General features: G+C 64.4%; 18 protein-coding genes. 11 read left to right on the top strand and 7 right to left on the bottom strand.

All coding sequences use genetic code 11. From position 1 onward, the window contains the following. Nucleotides 1-83 precede the first annotated feature (83 nt). Nucleotides 84-1,289: an outer membrane protein assembly factor gene (locus CG471_RS24110; protein WP_257211675.1), complete on the bottom strand. Its 1,206-nt coding sequence runs from the start codon at nt 1,287-1,289 to the stop codon at nt 84-86. 176 nt (nt 1,290-1,465) lie between these two features. Between CG471_RS24110 and CG471_RS24115 the strand changes: the two genes are divergently transcribed. Together CG471_RS24115 and CG471_RS31505 are read left to right on the top strand one after the other, a co-directional pair. After that, a complete protein-coding gene (locus CG471_RS24115; RefSeq protein ID WP_257211676.1) occupies nt 1,466-2,272 on the top strand; it encodes a porin family protein in 807 nt (268 codons plus the stop codon). Between the two features lie 9 nt (nt 2,273-2,281). Continuing rightward, nucleotides 2,282-2,494 (top strand): hypothetical protein, encoded by a 213-nt coding sequence (locus tag CG471_RS31505; RefSeq protein WP_257211677.1) that lies wholly within the window; start codon nt 2,282-2,284, stop codon nt 2,492-2,494. Between the two features lie 24 nt (nt 2,495-2,518). Here CG471_RS31505 and CG471_RS24120 read toward each other — a convergent pair whose 3' ends face one another. The 3 genes from CG471_RS24120 to CG471_RS24130 are packed head-to-tail and all read right to left on the bottom strand — an operon-like array spanning nt 2,519 to nt 5,126. After that, nucleotides 2,519-2,950: an HIT family protein gene (locus tag CG471_RS24120; RefSeq protein WP_099234034.1), complete on the bottom strand. Its 432-nt coding sequence runs from the start codon at nt 2,948-2,950 to the stop codon at nt 2,519-2,521. Continuing rightward, on the bottom strand, nt 2,947-4,050 hold the full coding sequence (locus CG471_RS24125) for a CDP-alcohol phosphatidyltransferase family protein (RefSeq protein WP_099234035.1): 1,104 nt from the start codon (nt 4,048-4,050) through the stop codon (nt 2,947-2,949). Before CG471_RS24125 ends, CG471_RS24120 begins: the two co-directional genes overlap by 4 nt. After that, nucleotides 4,047-5,126: a glycosyl transferase gene (locus CG471_RS24130; RefSeq protein ID WP_099234036.1), complete on the bottom strand. Its 1,080-nt coding sequence runs from the start codon at nt 5,124-5,126 to the stop codon at nt 4,047-4,049. Before CG471_RS24130 ends, CG471_RS24125 begins: the two co-directional genes overlap by 4 nt. A gap of 277 nt (nt 5,127-5,403) precedes the next feature. Here CG471_RS24130 and CG471_RS24135 point away from each other — a divergent pair, with 277 nt between their 5' ends. From CG471_RS24135 to CG471_RS24175, 9 genes are all read left to right on the top strand, one after another. Then, nucleotides 5,404-6,192: a succinate dehydrogenase iron-sulfur subunit gene (locus CG471_RS24135; RefSeq protein ID WP_004211148.1), complete on the top strand. Its 789-nt coding sequence runs from the start codon at nt 5,404-5,406 to the stop codon at nt 6,190-6,192. 1 nt (nt 6,193) lies between these two features. Further along, entirely contained in the window at nt 6,194-6,655 is a 462-nt protein-coding gene (locus CG471_RS24140; protein WP_099234037.1) for a PaaI family thioesterase, read from the top strand. Continuing rightward, the gene (gene zapE / locus CG471_RS24145) at nt 6,652-7,764 is read left to right on the top strand and encodes a cell division protein ZapE (RefSeq protein ID WP_004211152.1); all 1,113 of its coding nucleotides are present in this window, start codon (nt 6,652-6,654) and stop codon (nt 7,762-7,764) included. Before CG471_RS24140 ends, zapE begins: the two co-directional genes overlap by 4 nt. A 316-nt stretch (nt 7,765-8,080) precedes the next feature. Next, on the top strand, nt 8,081-9,043 hold the full coding sequence (gene mdh / locus CG471_RS24150) for a malate dehydrogenase (protein ID WP_010337480.1): 963 nt from the start codon (nt 8,081-8,083) through the stop codon (nt 9,041-9,043). A gap of 99 nt (nt 9,044-9,142) precedes the next feature. After that, on the top strand, nt 9,143-10,027 hold the full coding sequence (gene sucD, locus CG471_RS24155; protein ID WP_004211155.1) for a succinate--CoA ligase subunit alpha: 885 nt from the start codon (nt 9,143-9,145) through the stop codon (nt 10,025-10,027). 98 nt (nt 10,028-10,125) lie between these two features. After that, nucleotides 10,126-12,921 (top strand): 2-oxoglutarate dehydrogenase E1 component, encoded by a 2,796-nt coding sequence (locus tag CG471_RS24160; RefSeq protein ID WP_099234038.1) that lies wholly within the window; start codon nt 10,126-10,128, stop codon nt 12,919-12,921. An 8-nt stretch (nt 12,922-12,929) separates the two neighbouring features. Continuing rightward, complete coding sequence (gene odhB, locus CG471_RS24165; RefSeq protein WP_099234039.1) at nt 12,930-14,177, top strand: 2-oxoglutarate dehydrogenase complex dihydrolipoyllysine-residue succinyltransferase; 1,248 nt, start codon at nt 12,930-12,932, stop codon at nt 14,175-14,177. A gap of 107 nt (nt 14,178-14,284) precedes the next feature. Next, complete coding sequence (gene lpdA / locus CG471_RS24170; protein ID WP_010337479.1) at nt 14,285-15,685, top strand: dihydrolipoyl dehydrogenase; 1,401 nt, start codon at nt 14,285-14,287, stop codon at nt 15,683-15,685. A 94-nt stretch (nt 15,686-15,779) separates the two neighbouring features. Next, nucleotides 15,780-16,055: a hypothetical protein gene (locus CG471_RS24175; RefSeq protein WP_099234040.1), complete on the top strand. Its 276-nt coding sequence runs from the start codon at nt 15,780-15,782 to the stop codon at nt 16,053-16,055. Here CG471_RS24175 and CG471_RS24180 read toward each other — a convergent pair. The 3 genes from CG471_RS24180 to CG471_RS24190 form a co-directional block, all read right to left on the bottom strand. Continuing rightward, entirely contained in the window at nt 16,031-17,182 is a 1,152-nt protein-coding gene (locus tag CG471_RS24180; protein WP_099234043.1) for a GGDEF domain-containing protein, read from the bottom strand. The genes CG471_RS24175 and CG471_RS24180 overlap by 25 nt on opposite strands. A 143-nt stretch (nt 17,183-17,325) precedes the next feature. Beyond that, nucleotides 17,326-18,087, bottom strand: coding sequence for an enoyl-CoA hydratase/isomerase family protein (locus CG471_RS24185; RefSeq protein WP_099234041.1), 762 nt, complete (start codon nt 18,085-18,087; stop codon nt 17,326-17,328). Further along, on the bottom strand, nt 18,084-18,634 hold a 551-nt coding region (locus tag CG471_RS24190), incomplete at its 5' end, for an HAD-IA family hydrolase (protein WP_099234042.1). The genes CG471_RS24190 and CG471_RS24185, both read right to left, overlap by 4 nt.

Genomic DNA, 18,634 nt, shown 5'->3' on the forward strand with positions numbered 1-18,634 from the left:
CCCCCGGCCCCTCCCTGGAAGGGAGGGGAGCAGGAAGCGTCCGCTTCTGCTCGTTTGCCGACCGTCTGATCTGTCTACCCGACCTAAAAGGCTTCCCCGATCCCGAAATAGAAGGCGGCGCCGTCCTTGCCCCAGGCGATGTCGGCCCGCAGATTCACATTGGCCTCCTTCGAGGCGAGATAGCGCAGGCCGAAACCGCCGGCCGGCAGCATCTTGGTGTGTTTCCAGATATCCTTGCCGCTGCGCGCAATGCCGCCGATGCCGCCGAAGGCGACCATGCCGATCTTGCCGAACAGATGCTGGCGCACCTCGCCCTGCAGCGCCCAGCTGGCCCGGTCGCGATAGCGGCCGGTCTCATAGCCGCGCAGGTCGCCATTCTGGCCATAGAGGCACAGGTCATAATAGGGCGCGCCGTCCGACGCCTCGCACAGCGTCTTGCGCACCACCAGCACGGTTTCGCGCCCCAGCGGGAAATAGCCATTGCCCGCAATCTGCAACTTGTGATGGGTGAAGTCGCTGCCCAGCCAGTCGGCGCCATAGGTCAGTGATCCGGTGGTGTAGACGCCCTTGCGCGGATCGACCGGATTGTTGCGGCTGTCGAAGGTGAAGGAGGGGCCGAGCATCGCAATCTGGCTGTGCCGCTCAATCGCGGGCGGCGTCAGGTTGGGATGATTGGGCAGGGGCAGCGAGGCGCGGGCATCCATGTTCAGATAATAGAGGCGCGCGCCAAAGGAGAGATGGCGCAGGAAGCCCTTGCTGAAGATCTGATATTGGGTGTCGACCATGGCGGCGAACGCCTTGTCGCGCAGCTTGATCGACAGGTTGGATGCGCCGGCATTGGCGCCGATGCCATAGAAGCGCAGATTGGCGATGCCATAGCCGGCCCAGCCCTGGAAGCGCAGCCGGTCGTCGGCCAGCGTCATGTTGTGCGACACGCCGACACCCCAGCTGTCGGTGCTGGTATAGCCGCCGCCAATGCCGCTGATCCAGGGGCGGGAGGAGCCGTTGGGATTGTAGTAAAGCACGGCTGCGCCGCCGAGTCCGGTGCCCATGGCCGGATTGGACAATGGGATCGGCGCGATCACGAGGTCCGGCTTGGTGCTGGGGGGCGCCGAAGGAAGTGTCGCATCCGGCGCAGGCTGTTCCGCGGCGCCATCCCCCTTCGCCTCGCCGGCCTGGACGCTCTGCGCCTGATCCATGATCTCGCGCGAAGGGCTGTTCTGGGCAGCGGCGGGCAGGGCCATGCCCAGGCACATCATCAGGCTTGGCCCGGCCAGCGCGTGTCGCACGCCATGTCTCCCTGTCATATCGGACCAGCCTAGAGGGAGATAGGGGCGGCGCTATCGGGGGAAATGTGCAGTCGCAATGGGGAAATTACCCAGAAGCCACGAGGCGGCCTTTCCCGCATATAGTCTGCTTGGCCCGGAAGAATGGGGACGCGGCCGGGGGACAGGGGATGATGGCGATGCGAAGACTGACGCTGCTATCCGTCGCGATGCTGGCTGCGCCGCTGGGTGTGATAGGCCGGGCGCAGGCGGAGGAATTGTCGCCCGTACCGATCATTACCCAGGTGACGGCCGACGCCGGCGCAGCCAGTGGCCCTGCCGATCCGGCTGTTCCGGTGGCCGCCACGGAGCCGGCTCCCGAACCTCCGCCCGAACGCGAAAAATATCCGCTGCTGCCGATCGGCGGGCGGGCGGCGATCGAGCGCGGCTATCATATCCAGCGCGCGCTGGGCGCCAGCGGCATGCTGATCCACAACGTCCAGAATATGAACAGCCGGAATCTGGCGATCGCCATCGCCAAGGGGGAGGATCCGCCGGCGGGCGGACCGCTGCTGGAAGTGCCCTTCGTCACCACGACGCAGATGGAAAGTCACAGCAGCAACACCGAATTCAAGGCGGATGTCTGGCTCTTCCCCTTCCTCAACCTGTTCGCCGGGATCGGCAAGGTGAAGGGGCATGTCAATATCGGTGTCGATATCGATCTGGATGCCTTCGTGCCCTTTCCCTTCTGTCGCCCGGCCAAGCCCTGCGGCCATGCCCAGCTGCCCTTCACCGCCAATGTGGACAACACCTCTTTCACCTTCGGCAGCATATTGGGCTATGGCACCAATCACTGGTTTGCCGCCCTGTCGCTGGCCAAGACGATCAGCGTGTCGGCCAAGGAGCGGTCCGACATGAAGATGACCAATATCGCCGGCCGTGTCGGTCCCCGTTTCGCGCTGGGCAAGGATGTTATGCTGACACCCTATGTCGGCGCCAATTATTAGGACATGGACGTGACCGTATCGGGCCTGGTGCGCAGCGGCGCGCTGTTCGAGGATGGCGATGGTGTCGGTCTGCGCTACAAGGTCGATCTCAAGAGCAGCCGCCCCTGGGCGGCGATCGGCGGCGCCAATCTGGAACTGTCCAGCCACTGGGCGATGCAGGCCGAATATAATTGGGGCAAGGATTCCAACCGGTTCGTGCTGAGCCTGACCTTCCGCCCCTGATCCGTCCGGCCCTGACCCGATCGGTCAGGCCGTGAAATACCCCTTCAGCCAATCGCGCAGTGCCGTGTCACTTTCGCTGTCAATCTTGACCGCGCTGCCAAGGTCGGGCTGGCCCGGCCAGCCAGCGTCGGCAATGGTCAGGCCGGCGGCGCTGCGTTCCCCTTCGTAGCGGGGGATGACATGGAAATGGACATGCGGGTCGACCATCATCAGCATCAGATAGTTGATCTTGGCATAGCCGACCGCGCGGGTCAGCGCCGCCTCGATCGCGGCGGTGACGGCCTTGAGTTCGGCATGGGCCGCGCCCGGCAGGTCGCCGAACGCGGTCGCGTCGCTCTTGGCCGCCAGCACCAGCGATCCCAGCGTCGGCTGGGCCGGGCGCAGCAGCACGACCCAATGGTCGAACTCGGCGACCAGCGTCGCGGGCCAGCCGAATTTCGCGATCGTGGCGTTCATGCCGCTGCCTCGGCCTCGTCCATCCAACTGACGATCGGCCGGCCGGAGCGGTGGACGATATAGGCCTGGGCCAGGCGCACGGCATGGACGACCAGCGAGATGATGGTCCACCAGGCAAGCGCGATCAGGCCGATGTCGGGCCGGCCGAACAGCAGTGCCACGAACAGGATCACCATGTTCGGGTTGCGGCGGGCGGTGATCAGGCGGAACTGGCTGTCGAACGGACGCCAGACATGGATGTCCATCTTGAAGTCCTTGAGGAACATCCCCTCGATCAGGCGCTGGAGGATATAGCCCGCGATCACGGCGGTCATGATGAAGGTGAAGGTGCCGGCCGACAGGCCCAGACCCCAATAGGTGAGGCCCACGCCCCAGAAATACCACCAGAAGGGTGGGTGGACCAGGTCGACGCCATGGTCGATCACATTGCCCCATTTGGACGAGGTGATGGTGCAGCGGGCGAGCTTGCCGTCCACCGTGTCCAGCACCATGAAGATGAAGCCGCACAGGAAGCCGGTCCAGAACAGCCCCTTGGCGAACAGGAAGGTGGCGACGAGGCAGAGCGTCACGCCGATCACCGACACCATGTTCGGCGTCATCTTCAACTGCGCGGCGATGCGCGTCAGGATCAGTGCCAGTTCGGGCCAGAGATATTTGGTCAGCAGGTCGGTGACGCCCTTATAGGCGCCGAAATAGCTTTGCCGCTCGATCGCCTTGCGGGTCTGGGGCACCAGTTCGCGCACCATCGGCTGTTCCAGCTTGCGCAACTGGCGATTGTAGAGCTTGCGTCCGTCCGACAGGTCGATGAGGCCGCTGGCCTGCATCGGGTCGCTGCCCGCGGGCACCTGGCCGACGATCGGCTGGCCGGCCCAGGCGAACATCGTGCCGGGCGTTTCCAGCACCAGCCGCAGCAGCAGCGGGTCGAAGGCATAGGCGAGGTTGAAGACCAGTTCATGGCCCGGCGCCAGCGTGCTGCCATTCTTGGCCGCGCTTTCCGCCATGCGGCGATTGCGTTCGGCGTTGGACATGCCCCAGATCGGGGTCGCGTTCTCGCCGAGCAGGCGAACCGGGCCGAGGGTGGTGCTGATCGTCTGCATCATGCCTGTGCCTTCTGCGCAAAATCGAGGATGAGGGCGGCCTGCCGCTGCGAAGCGGGGACCGGGGAAAGATCGATACTATCCTGCATTGCCGCTTCCTGAGCAGCAACCAGGCCCGGTTGCAAGTCCGCTGCCCGATCGAGCGCGCCCTGAAGCGCATCGGCGCGGTCGATCACCTGGCCCAGACGCCAATGGGCAAAGGCCTGATCCTCGCGCCAGTCATGATGATCGAGGTTGAGGAAGATGCAGGGGCGGGGGGTGAGCAGAAACTCGTAAACCTGGCTCGACACGTCGCCCAGATAGGCGTCGGCGCTGGTCGTGTAGCTCATGTCGATCGAGTGGCGGCTGCCCATGTCGACGCGGATATGCGGGCTGTCGCTGTGGATCGGCGGGATGCGGCGGGCAAGCTTCACATGCGGCGCGATGATGACGTTCCAGCCGCGCAGCGCTTCGAGTGCCGCCATGACCTGCGGCCCATGATTGCCCCAGGAAGACAGCTCCGGGTCGAAATGCGGATTGTAGAGCAGCACCGGCTTGTCGTTGTCGAACAAGGGCCGGCGCGGCGCGCGCAGTTCGAACTTGGCATAGCCGCCGACCAGGCAATTGGCTTCGGTGCAGAGGCCATATTCGATCATCCGCCGCCGATCCTTCTCGCCCGCGACGATGGTCAGGTCGAAATCGGCGTGGCGCTGCTTGTAGCCGCCGGCCCGGTCGCCCGCGCCATGCTTGATCAGGACCAGGCGGGTGGCAAAGCCGGGCACCCGTTTCAGCCAGGCGCTGGTGATTTCCGTCGTCACCAGGGTCGGGAAGCGGGCGATGGCGCGATAGTTGAGCAGCAGCGTCGCCAGCCGCGAGGGCAGGCGGAACAGGGAATCGGGCTTGGTCGAGGGGCGGCGCAGCTTGATGAGGTCGAGCCGTCCTTCGGGATCATAGCTGGCGACCAGATCGAGAATCAGGCGCGAGGGCGAAAGCACATGGACGCGCACATCCGCGCGCTTGCCCAGTTCAAGGGCGGCCGGCAGCCAGTGAAACACCTGCTGTGCTTCGGCGATGGCAAGAAAGGCGATGTCGATCGGCAATGAAGGCGGTCCCCACAGATATTCGCCGCCGCAGGGGCATGACCTGCGTTTGCTTTACTTCGCCCCGCGTCGCAATGCGAGGGGGAGCGAAACGAGGTCGCTCTAGCGTGGCTGACGCGGGACGCAAGCCGAAGCCCCTCTTCGGCAATGATTATTTGCAATCGATTTGCAACAAGGCCCGCCGGGGCAGAATCATGGTCTCAGTGCTGGACCTTTGCGGATTTTTCGTTATGCGGACCCCCATCAGACAGACATCGACGAAGAGGCTCGACGAGCGATGGCCGAATTTGCTTTGCCCAAGAACAGCAAGATCAGCGGCAAGGGCGTGACCCACAAGGCGCCCGAGGGCGCGACCAATGTCCGCAGCTTCAAGGTCTATCGCTACGATCCGGACTCGGGCGAGAATCCGCGCTACGACACGTTCGAGATCGATCTCGACAATTGCGGCCCGATGGTTCTCGACGCGCTGCTGAAGATCAAGAACGAGTATGACTCGACCCTGACCTTCCGCCGTTCGTGCCGCGAAGGCATTTGCGGTTCCTGCTCGATGAACATGAACGGCAAGAACGGCCTGGCCTGCACCACCGCGATCGACGAGTGCGCCGGCAAGCAGGTGCAGATCACCCCGCTGCCGCACATGGACGTCATCAAGGATCTGGTGCCGGACTTCACCCACTTCTACGCCCAGTACAACAGCATCAAGCCCTGGCTGCAAACCGTCAGCCCCGCGCCGAGCGGCAAGGAGCGGCTGCAGTCGCCCGCCGATCGCGAGAAGCTGGATGGCCTCTATGAGTGCATCCTGTGCGCCTGCTGCTCGACCAGCTGCCCCAGCTACTGGTGGAACAGCGACAAGTTCCTGGGCCCGGCGATCCTGCTGCAGGCCTATCGCTGGCTGGCCGACAGCCGCGACGAGTTCACCGGCGAGCGCCTCGACGAGCTGGAAGATCCCTTCCGCCTCTATCGCTGCCACACCATCATGAACTGCGCGAACGTCTGCCCCAAGGGCCTGAGCCCGGCCAAGGCGATCGCGGAGACCAAGAAGATGATGGTCGAACGGCAGCTGTAAGTTGACCAGCGACGGTGTTGCAGGCGGGCGACCGCTGAACGAAGGGAAATGGTCGGGCTGGACCGCCTGGCATGATCCGCATCCCGACACCTTCCTGCAGGCCATCGGCCGCGGCTACATGCGCGGGCTGGGCGAGAAGAAGGCGCATGTCGCGCTGGAAACCCGCACCAGCCACCGCAACCGGCTCGATACGCTGCATGGCGGCTTCCTCGCCGCCTTTGCCGATCATGCCTATTTTGGCGGCCTGTGGGCGATGGGTTATCGCGATCAGGTGAACGGTGTGACCATCGACCTGTCGATGCAATATCTGGGCGCGGGCAAGGTCGGTCCCGACCTGCTGGCCGAGGTGGAATTGCTGCGCGAGACCGGGCGCCTCATGTTCGTGCGCATGCTGATCACCCAGGATGGCGAGCCGGTCGCCGCGTCCACCGCCACGCTGCGCAAGGCGCCCAAGGCGCAGTGACCAGCGTCATCGCCCGTTATGATGCGCTGGTCGCGGCTGGCGAATTGCGGCCCGACCCGGACCAGCGTGCCGCCGCCGTGCGACTCGACCAGCTTCAGCACGATCTGGAAGCGACGCCGGCGCGTGGCTCGACGCTATGGAAGCTGCTGCGCAAGCAGCCCGAGCCGCCGCGGGGCCTCTACATGTGGGGCGGGGTCGGGCGCGGCAAGTCGATGCTGATGGACCTGTTCTTCGACACGGTCCATGTCCAGCGCAAGAAGCGCGCCCATTTCCACGAGTTCATGCTCGACGTGCATGCCCGCCTGGCCGAGGCGCGCAAGTCCGAGTCGGGCGATCCGATCCCGCCGGTGGTCGAGTCGCTGGCCGAAGAGGCGCGGCTGCTCTGCTTCGACGAGATGGTCGTCAACAATATGGCCGATGCGGCGATCATGTCGCGGCTGTTCACGGGGCTGCTGGAAAAGCGGGTGACGATCGTCACCACCTCCAACCGCGAGCCGGACGAGCTCTATAAGAATGGCCTCAATCGTCAGCTCTTCCTGCCCTTCATCGATCTCATCAAGGCGAAGCTAGACGTGATGACGCTGAACGGTCCGGTCGATTATCGCCGCGACCGTCTGGGCGACTCGAAGCTGTGGCATGTGCCCAATGGGCCGGAGGCGACCAGGGCGCTGTCGGAGGCCTTTTTCCGCCTGACCGACTTTTCGGTCGAGGACCGGGCCAAGGTGCCCTCGGAGGAGATTGTCGTTCAGGGCGGGCGCACCATGCATGTGCCCAAGAGCCTGAAGGGCGTTGCCGTCTTCTCGTTCAAGCGGCTGTGCGTCGAGGCGCGCGGCGCGCCCGACTATCTGGCGATCGCGCGCAAATATCATACGGTCATCATCGTCGGCATTCCGGTGCTGGGGCCGGAGAAGCGCAACGAGGCGGCGCGCTTCGTCACGCTGATCGACTCGCTCTACGAATATAAGGTCAAATTGCTCGCCTCGGCCGATGCCGAGCCGATGCGACTCTATCCCGAAGGGGATGGGGCGTTCGAATTCGAGCGGACCGTGTCGCGGCTGATGGAAATGCAGTCCGACGATTATCTCGCGCTGGGCCACGGTCCCAAATAAGCGCGGCGCGCCCCGTCGTGCGCGCATTTCGCCCTATCGCCGCTTGCGTCGACGTTCATCAGGGCGCAACTTTCTTACGGAAAAACAGACCGGATGCTTCCACTTGGGAAGCATCCGGCAGGCTACCGCTGCAGGGAAGGCTCTAGGTCCAGGGTAGGAGACCAGGAGCGACAGGGTGTGAAAAAGCCTCTAATGCAACTGCGAATGAATTGCAAAGATAATTTGCCACAGGGGGCTTTGTTTGGTTGAAACCCCCACAATATGGGCGTAGGCGCACTGACAATTCCAGAGTTCACATCTTGGAGGATGATTGCATATGGCCCGTAAGAAGATCGCGCTCATTGGCGCTGGCAATATCGGCGGCACGCTCGCGCATCTCGCGGCTCTCAAGGGACTCGGTGACATCGTCCTGTTCGACGTCGTCGAAGGTGTTCCCCAGGGCAAGGCTCTTGACCTGTCGCAGTGCGCCTCGGTCGAAGGCTTCGATGCGAAGATCACCGGTTCCAACGACTATGCCGACATTGCGGGCGCGGACGTCATCATCGTCACCGCCGGTGTCGCCCGCAAGCCGGGCATGAGCCGCGACGACCTGCTGGGCATCAACCTCAAGGTCATGAAGGCCGTGGGCGAGGGCATCGCCGCCAACGCCCCCGACGCCTTCGTCATCTGCATCACCAACCCGCTCGACGCGATGGTCTGGGCGCTGCGCGAATTTTCGGGCCTGCCCGCGAACAAGGTCGTCGGCATGGCCGGCGTTCTGGACAGCTCGCGCTTCAACCACTTCCTGGCGGAAGAATTCAACGTCTCGGCCAAGGACGTCACCAGCTTCGTGCTCGGCGGCCATGGCGACACCATGGTCCCGGTGATCGAATATTCGACCGTCGCCGGCATCCCGGTTCCCGACCTGATCAAGCAGGGCCGTTCGACCCAGGAGCGCATCGACGCCATCGTCAAGCGCACCCGTTCGGGCGGCGGCGAGATCGTCGCGCTGCTCAAGACCGGTTCGGCCTTCTATGCGCCCGCCACCAGCGCGATCGCCATGGCTGAAGCCTATCTGGGCGACAAGAAGCGCCTGCTGCCCTGCGCCGCGAACCTGACCGGCCAATATGGCGTCGACAATCTCTATGTCGGCGTGCCGGTCATCATCGGCAAGGATGGCGTCGAGCAGGTCATCGAGATCGAGCTGAACGACGAAGCCAAGGCCAACCTCCAGGTGTCGGTCGACGCCGTCAAGGAACTGCTGGAAGCCTGCAAGGGTATCGATCCCTCGCTCGCCTGAGCCAACCAGCTTGCACCGTCCCGTTCCAGGTAAGTGCGCAGCCTGGGACGGGTCGCTTTAGACCCAAGTGCCACGTCCACAGAGAATAAAGGGACACCCATGTCCATTCTGGTGAACAAGAACACCAAGGTCATCACCCAGGGTATGACCGGTGCCACCGGCACCTTCCACACCGAAACCGCTCTTGCCTATGGCACGCAGATGGTTGGCGGCGTGACCCCCGGCAAGGGCGGCACGACCCACATCGGTCTGCCGATGTTCGACACCGTTGCCGAAGCCAAGTCGAAGACCGGCGCCGACGCTTCGGTCATCTATGTTCCGCCGCCGTTCGCGGCCGACTCGATCCTGGAAGCGATCGATGCCGAAATCCCGCTGATCGTCGCGATCACCGAAGGCATCCCGGTTCTGGACATGGTCAAGGTGAAGCGCGCCCTGTCGGGTTCGAAGTCGCGCCTGATCGGCCCGAACTGCCCCGGCCTGCTGACGCCCGGCGAATGCAAGATCGGCATCATGCCCGGCAACATCTTCTCGAAGGGTTCGGTTGGCGTCGTGTCGCGTTCGGGCACGCTGACCTATGAAGCCGTGTTCCAGACCACCAATGCGGGCCTGGGCCAGACCACGGCCGTCGGCATCGGCGGTGACCCGGTCAACGGCACCAACTTCATCGACGTGCTGGAACTGTTCCTGGCCGACGACGCCACCGAATCGATCATCATGATCGGTGAAATCGGCGGCGACGCGGAAGAACAGGCTGCCCAGTTCCTGATCGACGAAGCCAAGAAGGGCCGCAAGAAGCCGATGGCTGGCTTCATCGCTGGCCGCACGGCGCCTCCGGGCCGTCGCATGGGCCACGCCGGCGCGATCGTGTCGGGCGGCAAGGGCGACGCGGAAAGCAAGATCGCGGCGATGGAAGCGGCCGGCATCAAGGTCGCTGCCAGCCCGAGCCTGCTGGGCGAGACCCTGCTGGAAGTGCTGAAGGGCTGATCCGCCTTTAAAATATGATATGGAAACGCGGCCGGGCTGCACCCCGGCCGCACTTTCCCGCTCCGCGACTGCACGCGGCATGCATGGGACACAAGACGATGGGTTACGAGAACCAGGATTTCGAGATCGAACAGGGGCCGAGCTGGGCACGCCCCAACTGGCCGTTGGCGGACACCGACGACCTGACCGGGGCGATGGACCCGACGCAGATGCAGGTGGCCGTGAAGGCTGCTGCAAAGGCGCAGGGTGCCGCTGTTTCCGAGGCCGATATCGCATCGGCTGCCGAGGACGCAATCCGCGCGCAGATGCTGATCCGCACATATCGCGTGCGCGGTCATCTGGCCGCCAATCTCGATCCGCTGGGCCTGGCCAAGCGTGACCTGCCGGCGGACCTGACCCCGGAATATCATGGCCTGACCGACGCGTCGAAGAAGGTCTTCCTGGGCGGCACGCTGGGCCTGCAGTACGCGACCGTCGCAGAGATCGTGACGATCCTGCGCCAGAATTACTGCGGCAATGTCGGCCTTGAATATATGCATATCGCGGACGTCGAAGAGCGCCGCTTCCTGCAGGAACGCCTGGAAGGCAAGGACAAGGAAATCCACTTCACGCCCGAGGGCAAGAAGGCGATCCTGGCCAAGGTCATCCAAGGCGAGCAGTATGAGAAGTTCCTGGGCCGCAAATATGTCGGCACCAAGCGCTTCGGCCTCGACGGTGGCGAGTCCATGATCCCCGCGCTCGAAGCGGTCATCAAATATGGCGGCGCATCGGGCGTGCGCGAGATCGTGTTCGGCATGGCCCATCGCGGCCGCCTGAACGTCCTTGCCAACGTCATGGCCAAGGGCTTTCGCGTCATTTTCCACGAATTCTCGGGCGGCACCGCCAACCCCGAAGACGTGGGTGGTTCGGGCGACGTGAAATATCATCTCGGCACCTCGACCGACCGTGAGTTCGACGGCGTCAAGGTCCACATGTCGCTGGTTCCCAACCCGTCGCACCTTGAAACCGTCGATCCGGTGGTGCTGGGCAAGGTCCGCGCGCAGCAGACCTTCCGCGACGACCTTACCAAGCATGAGCAGGTTCTGCCCGTGCTGATCCACGGCGACGCGGCCTTTGCCGGCCAGGGCATCGTCTGGGAATGCCTCGGCTTCTCGGGCGTCAGCGGCTACAACACCGGCGGCTGCGTCCACTTCATCATCAACAACCAGATCGGCTTCACCACCAGCCCGCAATTCTCGCGCGGCTCGCCCTATCCGTCGGACGTGGCGAAGGGTGTCCAGGCGCCGATCCTGCACGTCAATGGCGACGATCCCGAAGCCGTGACCTTCGCGACCAAGCTGGCCATGGAATATCGCCAGAAATTCCATCGTGACGTCGTCGTCGACATGTGGTGCTATCGCCGCTTCGGTCATAACGAAGGCGACGAGCCGGGCTTCACCCAGCCGCTGATGTACAAGGAAATCCGTCAGCATCCGCCGGTCAGCGACATTTATGCCGCGCGCCTGAAGGCGGAAGGCGTGGTGGACGACGCGTTCGTCTCCGGTTCGACCGACGAGTTCGTCGCCCATCTGGAAGACGAGTTCGAAGCCGCCAAGAGCTACAAGGCCAACAAGGCCGACTGGTTCGCCGGTCGCTGGTCGGGCCTGCACAAGCCGGCCGATGCCGAAACCGCGCGCCAGAGCGTGGAATCGGCGATCAACCAGAAGCTGTTCGACAGCCTGGGCCGGACGCTGACCACCGTTCCCGAAGGCCATAATGTCCACAAGACGCTGAAGCGCGTGCTGGATGCCAAGGCCGAGATGTTCAAGTCGGGTGCCAATTTCGACTGGGCGACCGGCGAGGCGCTGGCCTTCGGTTCGCTGCTGTCGGAAGGCTATGGCGTTCGCCTGTCGGGTCAGGACTCGGGTCGCGGCACCTTCAGCCAGCGTCACGCGGTCTGGACCGACCAGGACACCGAGGCCAAGTATGTCCCGCTCTCGACCGTGCCGCATGGCCGTTTCGAAGTGCTGGACTCGCCTTTGTCCGAATATGGCGTGCTGGGCTTCGAATATGGTTTCGCTTTGGCGGACCCGAAGAGCCTGGTGATCTGGGAAGCGCAGTTCGGCGATTTCGCCAACGGTGCGCAGATCATCTTCGACCAGTATATCGCGTCGTCGGAAACCAAGTGGCTGCGGTCCAACGGCCTCGTCTGCCTGCTGCCGCACGGTTATGAAGGTCAGGGCCCCGAGCATAGCTCGGCGCGTCTGGAACGCTATCTGCAGCTCTGCGCCGAAGGCAATATCCAGGTCGCGAACATCACGACCCCGGCCAATTACTTCCACGCGCTGCGTCGCCAGATGCTGCGGCCCTTCCGCAAGCCGCTCATCATCATGGCGCCCAAGTCGCTGCTGCGTCACAAGGCTGCCGTCAGCAAGGCCGAGGACTTCCTGGGCGAAACGCACTTCAAGCGCATCCTGTCGGACCCCAATGGGTCGGCCGACAAGGATACCAAGCGCCTGGTGCTCTGCTCGGGCAAGGTCTTCTACGACCTGATGGAAGCCCGCGACGCCGCCGGCGACGCCAACACCCAGATCGTCCGTATCGAACAGATTTATCCGTTCGCCACCGACGCACTGGCCACGCGCATCGAGCGCATGACCAATCTGGACGAGGTCGTCTGGTGTCAGGAAGAACCGCGCAACAACGGCGCCTGGTTCTTCGTCGAACCCTATATCGAGGAAGCGCTGGCCAAGGCCGGCAAGGCGCCGATGCGCGCCCGCTATGCCGGCCGCAAGGCTTCGGCATCGCCTGCCACGGGCCTGGCCTCGCGCCATGTGTCCGAACAGGGCGCCCTCGTCGCCGATGCGCTGGGTCACAGCGTTCGTGAAGAAATCCGTCGCCAGAAGAAAGGCTGAGAAAGCACATGGCAACCGAAGTCAAAGTCCCCACGCTGGGCGAATCCGTTACCGAAGCAACCGTCGGTCAGTGGCTCAAAAAGCCGGGTGAAGCGGTCAAGGCCGACGAGCCGATCGTCAGCCTGGAAACCGACAAGGTCGCGGTCGACGTGCCCTCGCCGGTCGCCGGTGTCATGGGTGATCTGGTCGCCAAGGAAGGCGACACGGTCGAGGTCGGCGCGCTGCTGGCCTATGTGAACGAAGGCGCTGCCGCTGCCGCCGCACCGGCTGCTGCCGCTGCTCCCGCTGCCAAGGCGGAAGCCGCTGCGCCCGCGCCGGCCGCTTCGGCTCCCGCTGCATCGGACGACGAAGAGGGCGGCAGCCTGACCCTGTCGCCGGCGGTCCGCCGCCTGGTGCTGGAGCATGGTCTTGACCCGAGCAAGATCAAGGGCACCGGCAAGGACGGCCGCCTGACCAAGGACGACGTCATGGCTGCCGTCGCCTCCGGCACCGCCAAGGCGGCTGCCGCGACCCCGGCTTCGGCGCCTGCCGCCGACGCCCCGGCCGCTGGCCCCAGCCGCAAGCAGGAACGCGTCAAGATGACCCGCCTGCGTCAGACCGTCGCCAAGCGTCTGAAGGAAGCCCAGAACAACGCTGCCCTGCTGACCACGTACAACGACGTCGACATGACCAACGTTATCGAGGCGCGCGCCAAGTACAAGGATCTGTTCGAGAAGAAGCATGGCGTCCGTCTGGGCTTCATGGGCTTCTTCACCAAGGCCGTCTGCATGGCGCTGAAGGACATTCCGGGCGTCAACGCGCAGATCGAAGGCGACGAGATCGTCTATAACGACTTCGCCGACATCTCGGTCGCCGTCTCGGCCCCGACCGGCCTGGTCGTTCCGGTCATCCGCAATGCGGAAAGCCTGAGCGTCGCTGCCATCGAAAAGACCATCGGCGGCTTCGGCAAGAAGGCCAAGGAAGGCAAGCTGACGATGGAAGATATGAAGGGCGGCACCTTCACCATCTCCAACGGCGGCGTGTTCGGTTCGCTGCTGTCCAGCCCGATCATCAACCCACCCCAGTCGGCGGTTCTGGGCCTGCACCGCATCGAGGACCGTCCGGTCGTCCGTAACGGCCAGATCGTGATCCGCCCGATGATGTATCTGGCGCTCAGCTATGACCATCGCCTGATCGACGGTCGTGAAGCGGTGACCTTCCTTGTCGCGGTCAAGAACGCGATCGAGGATCCGACCCGTCTGCTGATCGACCTGTAATAATCACCATTTATTGTTGCCCCGGCTTCGGCCGGGGCGCCTCTTGCCCTTGATTTGGGGCAGAGCGATGCCAGTTAGGCTGGCATGACTGGAGAAGGGAAAACCCCATGTCCGATTTCGATTATGACGTCCTGGTTATCGGTGCTGGCCCGGGTGGCTATGTCGCCGCGATCCGCGCTGCGCAGCTGGGCCTGAAGACCGCCTGCGCCGAAAGCCGCGAGACGCTGGGCGGCACCTGCCTCAACGTCGGCTGCATCCCGTCGAAGGCGCTGCTGCACGCCTCGGAACTCTATGACGAGGCCGCCAACGGCGCGCTCGCCAAGCTGGGCGTCAAGATCGACAAGATGAGCCTGGACCTGCCCACCATGCAGGGCCAGCGCGTCGATGCCATCAAGGGCCTGACCGGCGGCATCGAATATCTGTTCAAGAAGAACAAGGTGACCTGGCTCAAGGGCCTGGCCAGCTTCACCGGCGCCAACACCGTCGAAGTGAATGGCGAGAAGGTGACGGCGAAGAACATCGTCATCGCCACCGGTTCGTCGGTCGCCCCGCTGCCCGGCGTGGCCGTGGACAATGCAGGCGGCAAGATCGTCGATTCGACCGGCGCGCTGGAACTGGACAAGGTTCCGGGTCATCTGGTCGTCGTCGGCGGCGGCGTCATCGGTCTGGAACTGGGTTCGGTGTGGAAGCGCCTGGGCGCCAAGGTGACCGTGGTCGAATATCTCGACCAGATCCTGCCCGGCATGGACGGCGAAGTCCGCAAGGAAGCCAACAAGATCTTCAAGAAGCAGGGCTTCGAATATAAGCTCGGCACCAAGGTGACCGGCGCCGAAGTCGGCAAGTCGGGCGTGACCCTGACCGTGGAACCCGCCGCCGGTGGCGAAGCCGAGAAGATCGAAGCGGACGTTGTCCTGGTGTCGATCGGTCGCCGTCCCAACACCGAGGGCCTGGGCCTCGACAAGATCGGCCTGGAACTGAACGCGCGCGGTCAGATCGAGACCGATCATGAGTTCGGCACCAAGGTTCCGGGCGTCTGGGCGATTGGCGACGTCATCCCCGGCCCGATGCTGGCGCACAAGGCTGAGGACGAAGGCATTGCCGTCGCCGAGAATATCGCGGGCCTGACCGGCATCGTGAACCATGACGTGATCCCCTCGGTGGTTTACACCAAGCCGGAAATCGCGGGCGTGGGCCTGACCGAGGAAGCCGCCAAGGAACGTGGCGCCGTCAAGGTCGGCAAGTTCCCGATGATGGCGAACAGCCGCGCGAAGACGAATCACGAGCCCGACGGCTTCGTGAAGATCATCGCCGACGCCGAAACCGACAAGGTGCTGGGCGTGTGGATCATCGCCACCGTCGCCGGCACGATGATCGCGCAGGCGGCGCAGGCCATGGAATTCGGCGCGTCGAGCGAAGACATCGCTTACACCTGCCATGCGCACCCGACGCACAGCGAAGCGATCAAGGAAGCGGCAATGGCCGTGACCGGCAAGCCGATCCACATGTGATCGACTGCGCTCTCGCAGGATAAGGGAAGGGGCCTCCGCCAAGCGGGGGCCTTTTTCTTTTGGGGAAGGACGCGCGCTGTTCTATCGGACGCGCATGAACCAGTTCCCCTCCAGCCAGTCGGTGCCCTCGGCCAATCCTGAGCGGTTGTTCTTTGCGCTGTGGATCATCTTTTCGCTGCTGACCGCGCTGGCCGACATCATCGCGATCGTCCGCCATCCCGAAATGACGCTGCAGATATTGCCGCAGACGGCCCTGGGGCTGGCGGTGTGCCTGCCCTTCGGCGCGGTCGCGATCCTGCTGCGACGGCGGCGGCTCAAGCGCCAGGCGACACGGGACGCCTTTCTTCAGGCGATGGCACGGCTCGACTGAGCATCGCCGGCGGGCGCCAGCGCGGGCCGAATGGCGACGCGGTTGCGGCCCTTTTCCTTCGCTTCATAGAGTGCGCTGTCGGCCCGTGCGATCGCGTCATGGATCGAGCGGTCGGCACGATGCAGGCTGGTGAGGCCGAAGCTGGCGGTGAGCGGGCCGGGCAGGCCAAGCCGGCTTGCCGCCTGTTCGGCAAAGCGCAGCCGGATGGCATCGGCAATGCCGGTCGCCATGGCGGGGTCTGCGCCGGGCAGGAAGAGGATGAACTCCTCGCCGCCGAAGCGGGCGATGACCGCATCGGCCGGGGCCAGCGCCCGAAGCGCGTCGGCCAGCGCGACGATCACCCGGTCGCCCAGCCCATGGCCATGGGCGTCGTTGACCCGCTTGAAATGGTCGATGTCGCAGGCGATCAGGCTGCCGCTGGCATCATGGCGCGCGACTGCTTCCTCGAACCCGCGGCGATTGAGCAGGCCCGACAGCGGATCAACATGGGCATCATGGCGGTAACGGGTGAGAACGTCCTGCATGGCCGCCGCGAGCGCTGATAGGGCGAGGAACAAGCCGAACATGCAGGCCAATGCCTGCATCAGGAAGGCATATTGGCTGTCGCGGAACGCGACGCCGCTGGGCAGGGTGAAGGACACGCTGCTGCCGCGCAGCAGATTGTCGAGCGCCACCAGCGTGACGGCGGCATAGAGGGCGCGATCGGGCCAGCCGCGCAACTGGCCACGGCCCGCGATCAGCGGAATGGAAATCAGCAGGAAGCAGCCGAAGTCGGACGACACCAGTTCCAGCGGGACGATGTCCCGCATCACTGCAAAGCTGCAGATCAGGATCGATATCGCCCAGATGGCGATGCGCAGCCCCAGCACCCAATTGGGGCGCCAGCGCGTCAGCAGCGCCTGGCTGAACAGCAGGAATCCGGTGGCAAAGGCGGTGTCGGCGACGATGCCCCACAGGTCGGTCGGCAGGAAGTCGAACGCGACCGGCACGGCAAAGCCCATGGCGACGCTGAAGAAGGCACCGCTCCACCAGCCCGCTTCGCGCGCCCCCCAGCCCCAGACGATGAGGAAGGCGACGCCGAAGCTGGCCATCATGATGGGCAGGAAGAAGGCGAAATTCTCACCCACGAAGCGCGACCGATCCTTTGTGCAGCATGACGGCATGACGTCACGTCATGCAGGAACGCCATCCTGCATTATCCGGTAAATGTCGATGGTTAAGAGAGCGTAACGGTTGCGACGGGCCGAGCGGGGAAACTGCCTAACCCGCATCAGAAATGCGGCTTGCGCTTCTCGCGGAACGCCGCAACCCCTTCGGCAAAGTCGGGATAGGTGAAGGCATCGCGGAACATTTCCAGCGTCACCATGTCGTCATCCGCCTGTCCGTCGAGGATGCGGCGGACCATCGCCTTGGATGCGCGCACGCTATGCTGGGCATTGGCGGCAATCTCGCGGGCCAATGCGTCAGCAGCGGCCAGCGGATCGGCCGCGATCTCGTCGACCAGGCCGATGGCAAGCGCCGCCTCGGCATCGTGCAGCGCACCGGTGAACAGGATGCGCTTGGCCCGTGCCGGCCCGACCAGATCGACCAGCAGGCGGGTGTCGAACAGCGAATAGACGATGCCGAGCTTGGCCGGGGTGATGCCCAGTCGCGCGGTGGGCGCCGCGATGCGCAGGTCGCAGGCGATCGCCAACCCGCATCCGCCGCCGACACAATCGCCGTCGATCGCGGCGATCACCGGCTTTTCCGCATGGGCCAGCGCATAATGGCTGGCGCGGATCGCGGCCTGGTTGGCGGCGCGCCAGTCAGCGTCGCCCGAACAGGCGGCAAATTCGTTGATGTCGGCGCCGGCGCAGAACAGGCCGGGCGTGGCCGAGGCGAGGATCAGCACGCGGATATCCGCGTCGGCCATGGCATCGGCGACCATATGGGGCATCGCCTCCCACATCGCCTGGGTCATGGCGTTGCGGCGATCGGCCCGGTCGATCAGCAGCCGGGCGACCGCGCCATCCCGCTCCAGGCGCAAGCTCATGCCGGCCAGGCTTCCAGCATCGGCACCAGTTCGTCGAAATGGTGGATCACGCCGTCGGCCTCCAGATTTTCGACCGGGCCGTCGAGGAAGCCGAAGCTGACCGCGATGCTGGGAATGCCGGCATTGCGGGCGCCGGCAATGTCGTTGATCGTGTCGCCCAGGAAGATGGTGCGGCCGCCGCCGGCCCGCTCGATCATTGCATGGATCGGCGCCGGATCGGGCTTGGCAATGCCGACCGTGTCACCGGCCACGACCGAGGCGAAACGGTCGAACAGGCCCAGTTGGTGCAGCAAGGGAATCGTGAAGCGTTCCGCCTTGTTGGTGCAGATGGCGAGCTTCACGCCGCGCTCCGCCAGCGCATCCAGCATCGCCATCATGCCGGGATAGGGCAGGGAGTGGAGCGCCAGATTCTGCGCATAATAATCGAGCAGGATCGGCAGCGTCTGGCCGAGGATCGCCTCGTCATAGCCGCCCGACGCGTCGAGCGCGCGCTGCAGCATCACCTTGGCGCCCTTGCCGACGAAGGGCCGGATGGAATCGACCGGGA

Source organism: Sphingobium sp. IP1, assembly GCF_002708645.1.
GTDB classification, from domain to species: domain Bacteria; phylum Pseudomonadota; class Alphaproteobacteria; order Sphingomonadales; family Sphingomonadaceae; genus Sphingobium; species Sphingobium yanoikuyae.

Excerpts from the sequence above, each read along its gene's own strand:
- CG471_RS24175 (WP_099234040.1), top strand. The coding sequence starts at position 15,780 with ATGAACCAGTTCCCCTCCAGCCAGTCGGTGCCCTCGGCCAATCCTGAG.
- CG471_RS24160 (WP_099234038.1), top strand. The coding sequence starts at position 10,126 with ATGGGTTACGAGAACCAGGATTTCGAGATCGAACAGGGGCCGAGCTGG.
- CG471_RS24115 (WP_257211676.1), top strand. The coding sequence starts at position 1,466 with ATGCGAAGACTGACGCTGCTATCCGTCGCGATGCTGGCTGCGCCGCTG.
- CG471_RS24120 (WP_099234034.1), bottom strand. The coding sequence starts at position 2,950 with ATGAACGCCACGATCGCGAAATTCGGCTGGCCCGCGACGCTGGTCGCC.
- mdh (WP_010337480.1), top strand. The coding sequence starts at position 8,081 with ATGGCCCGTAAGAAGATCGCGCTCATTGGCGCTGGCAATATCGGCGGC.
- CG471_RS24125 (WP_099234035.1), bottom strand. The coding sequence starts at position 4,050 with ATGATGCAGACGATCAGCACCACCCTCGGCCCGGTTCGCCTGCTCGGC.
- odhB (WP_099234039.1), top strand. The coding sequence starts at position 12,930 with ATGGCAACCGAAGTCAAAGTCCCCACGCTGGGCGAATCCGTTACCGAA.
- CG471_RS24135 (WP_004211148.1), top strand. The coding sequence starts at position 5,404 with ATGGCCGAATTTGCTTTGCCCAAGAACAGCAAGATCAGCGGCAAGGGC.
- sucD (WP_004211155.1), top strand. The coding sequence starts at position 9,143 with ATGTCCATTCTGGTGAACAAGAACACCAAGGTCATCACCCAGGGTATG.
- lpdA (WP_010337479.1), top strand. The coding sequence starts at position 14,285 with ATGTCCGATTTCGATTATGACGTCCTGGTTATCGGTGCTGGCCCGGGT.
- CG471_RS24185 (WP_099234041.1), bottom strand. The coding sequence starts at position 18,087 with ATGAGCTTGCGCCTGGAGCGGGATGGCGCGGTCGCCCGGCTGCTGATC.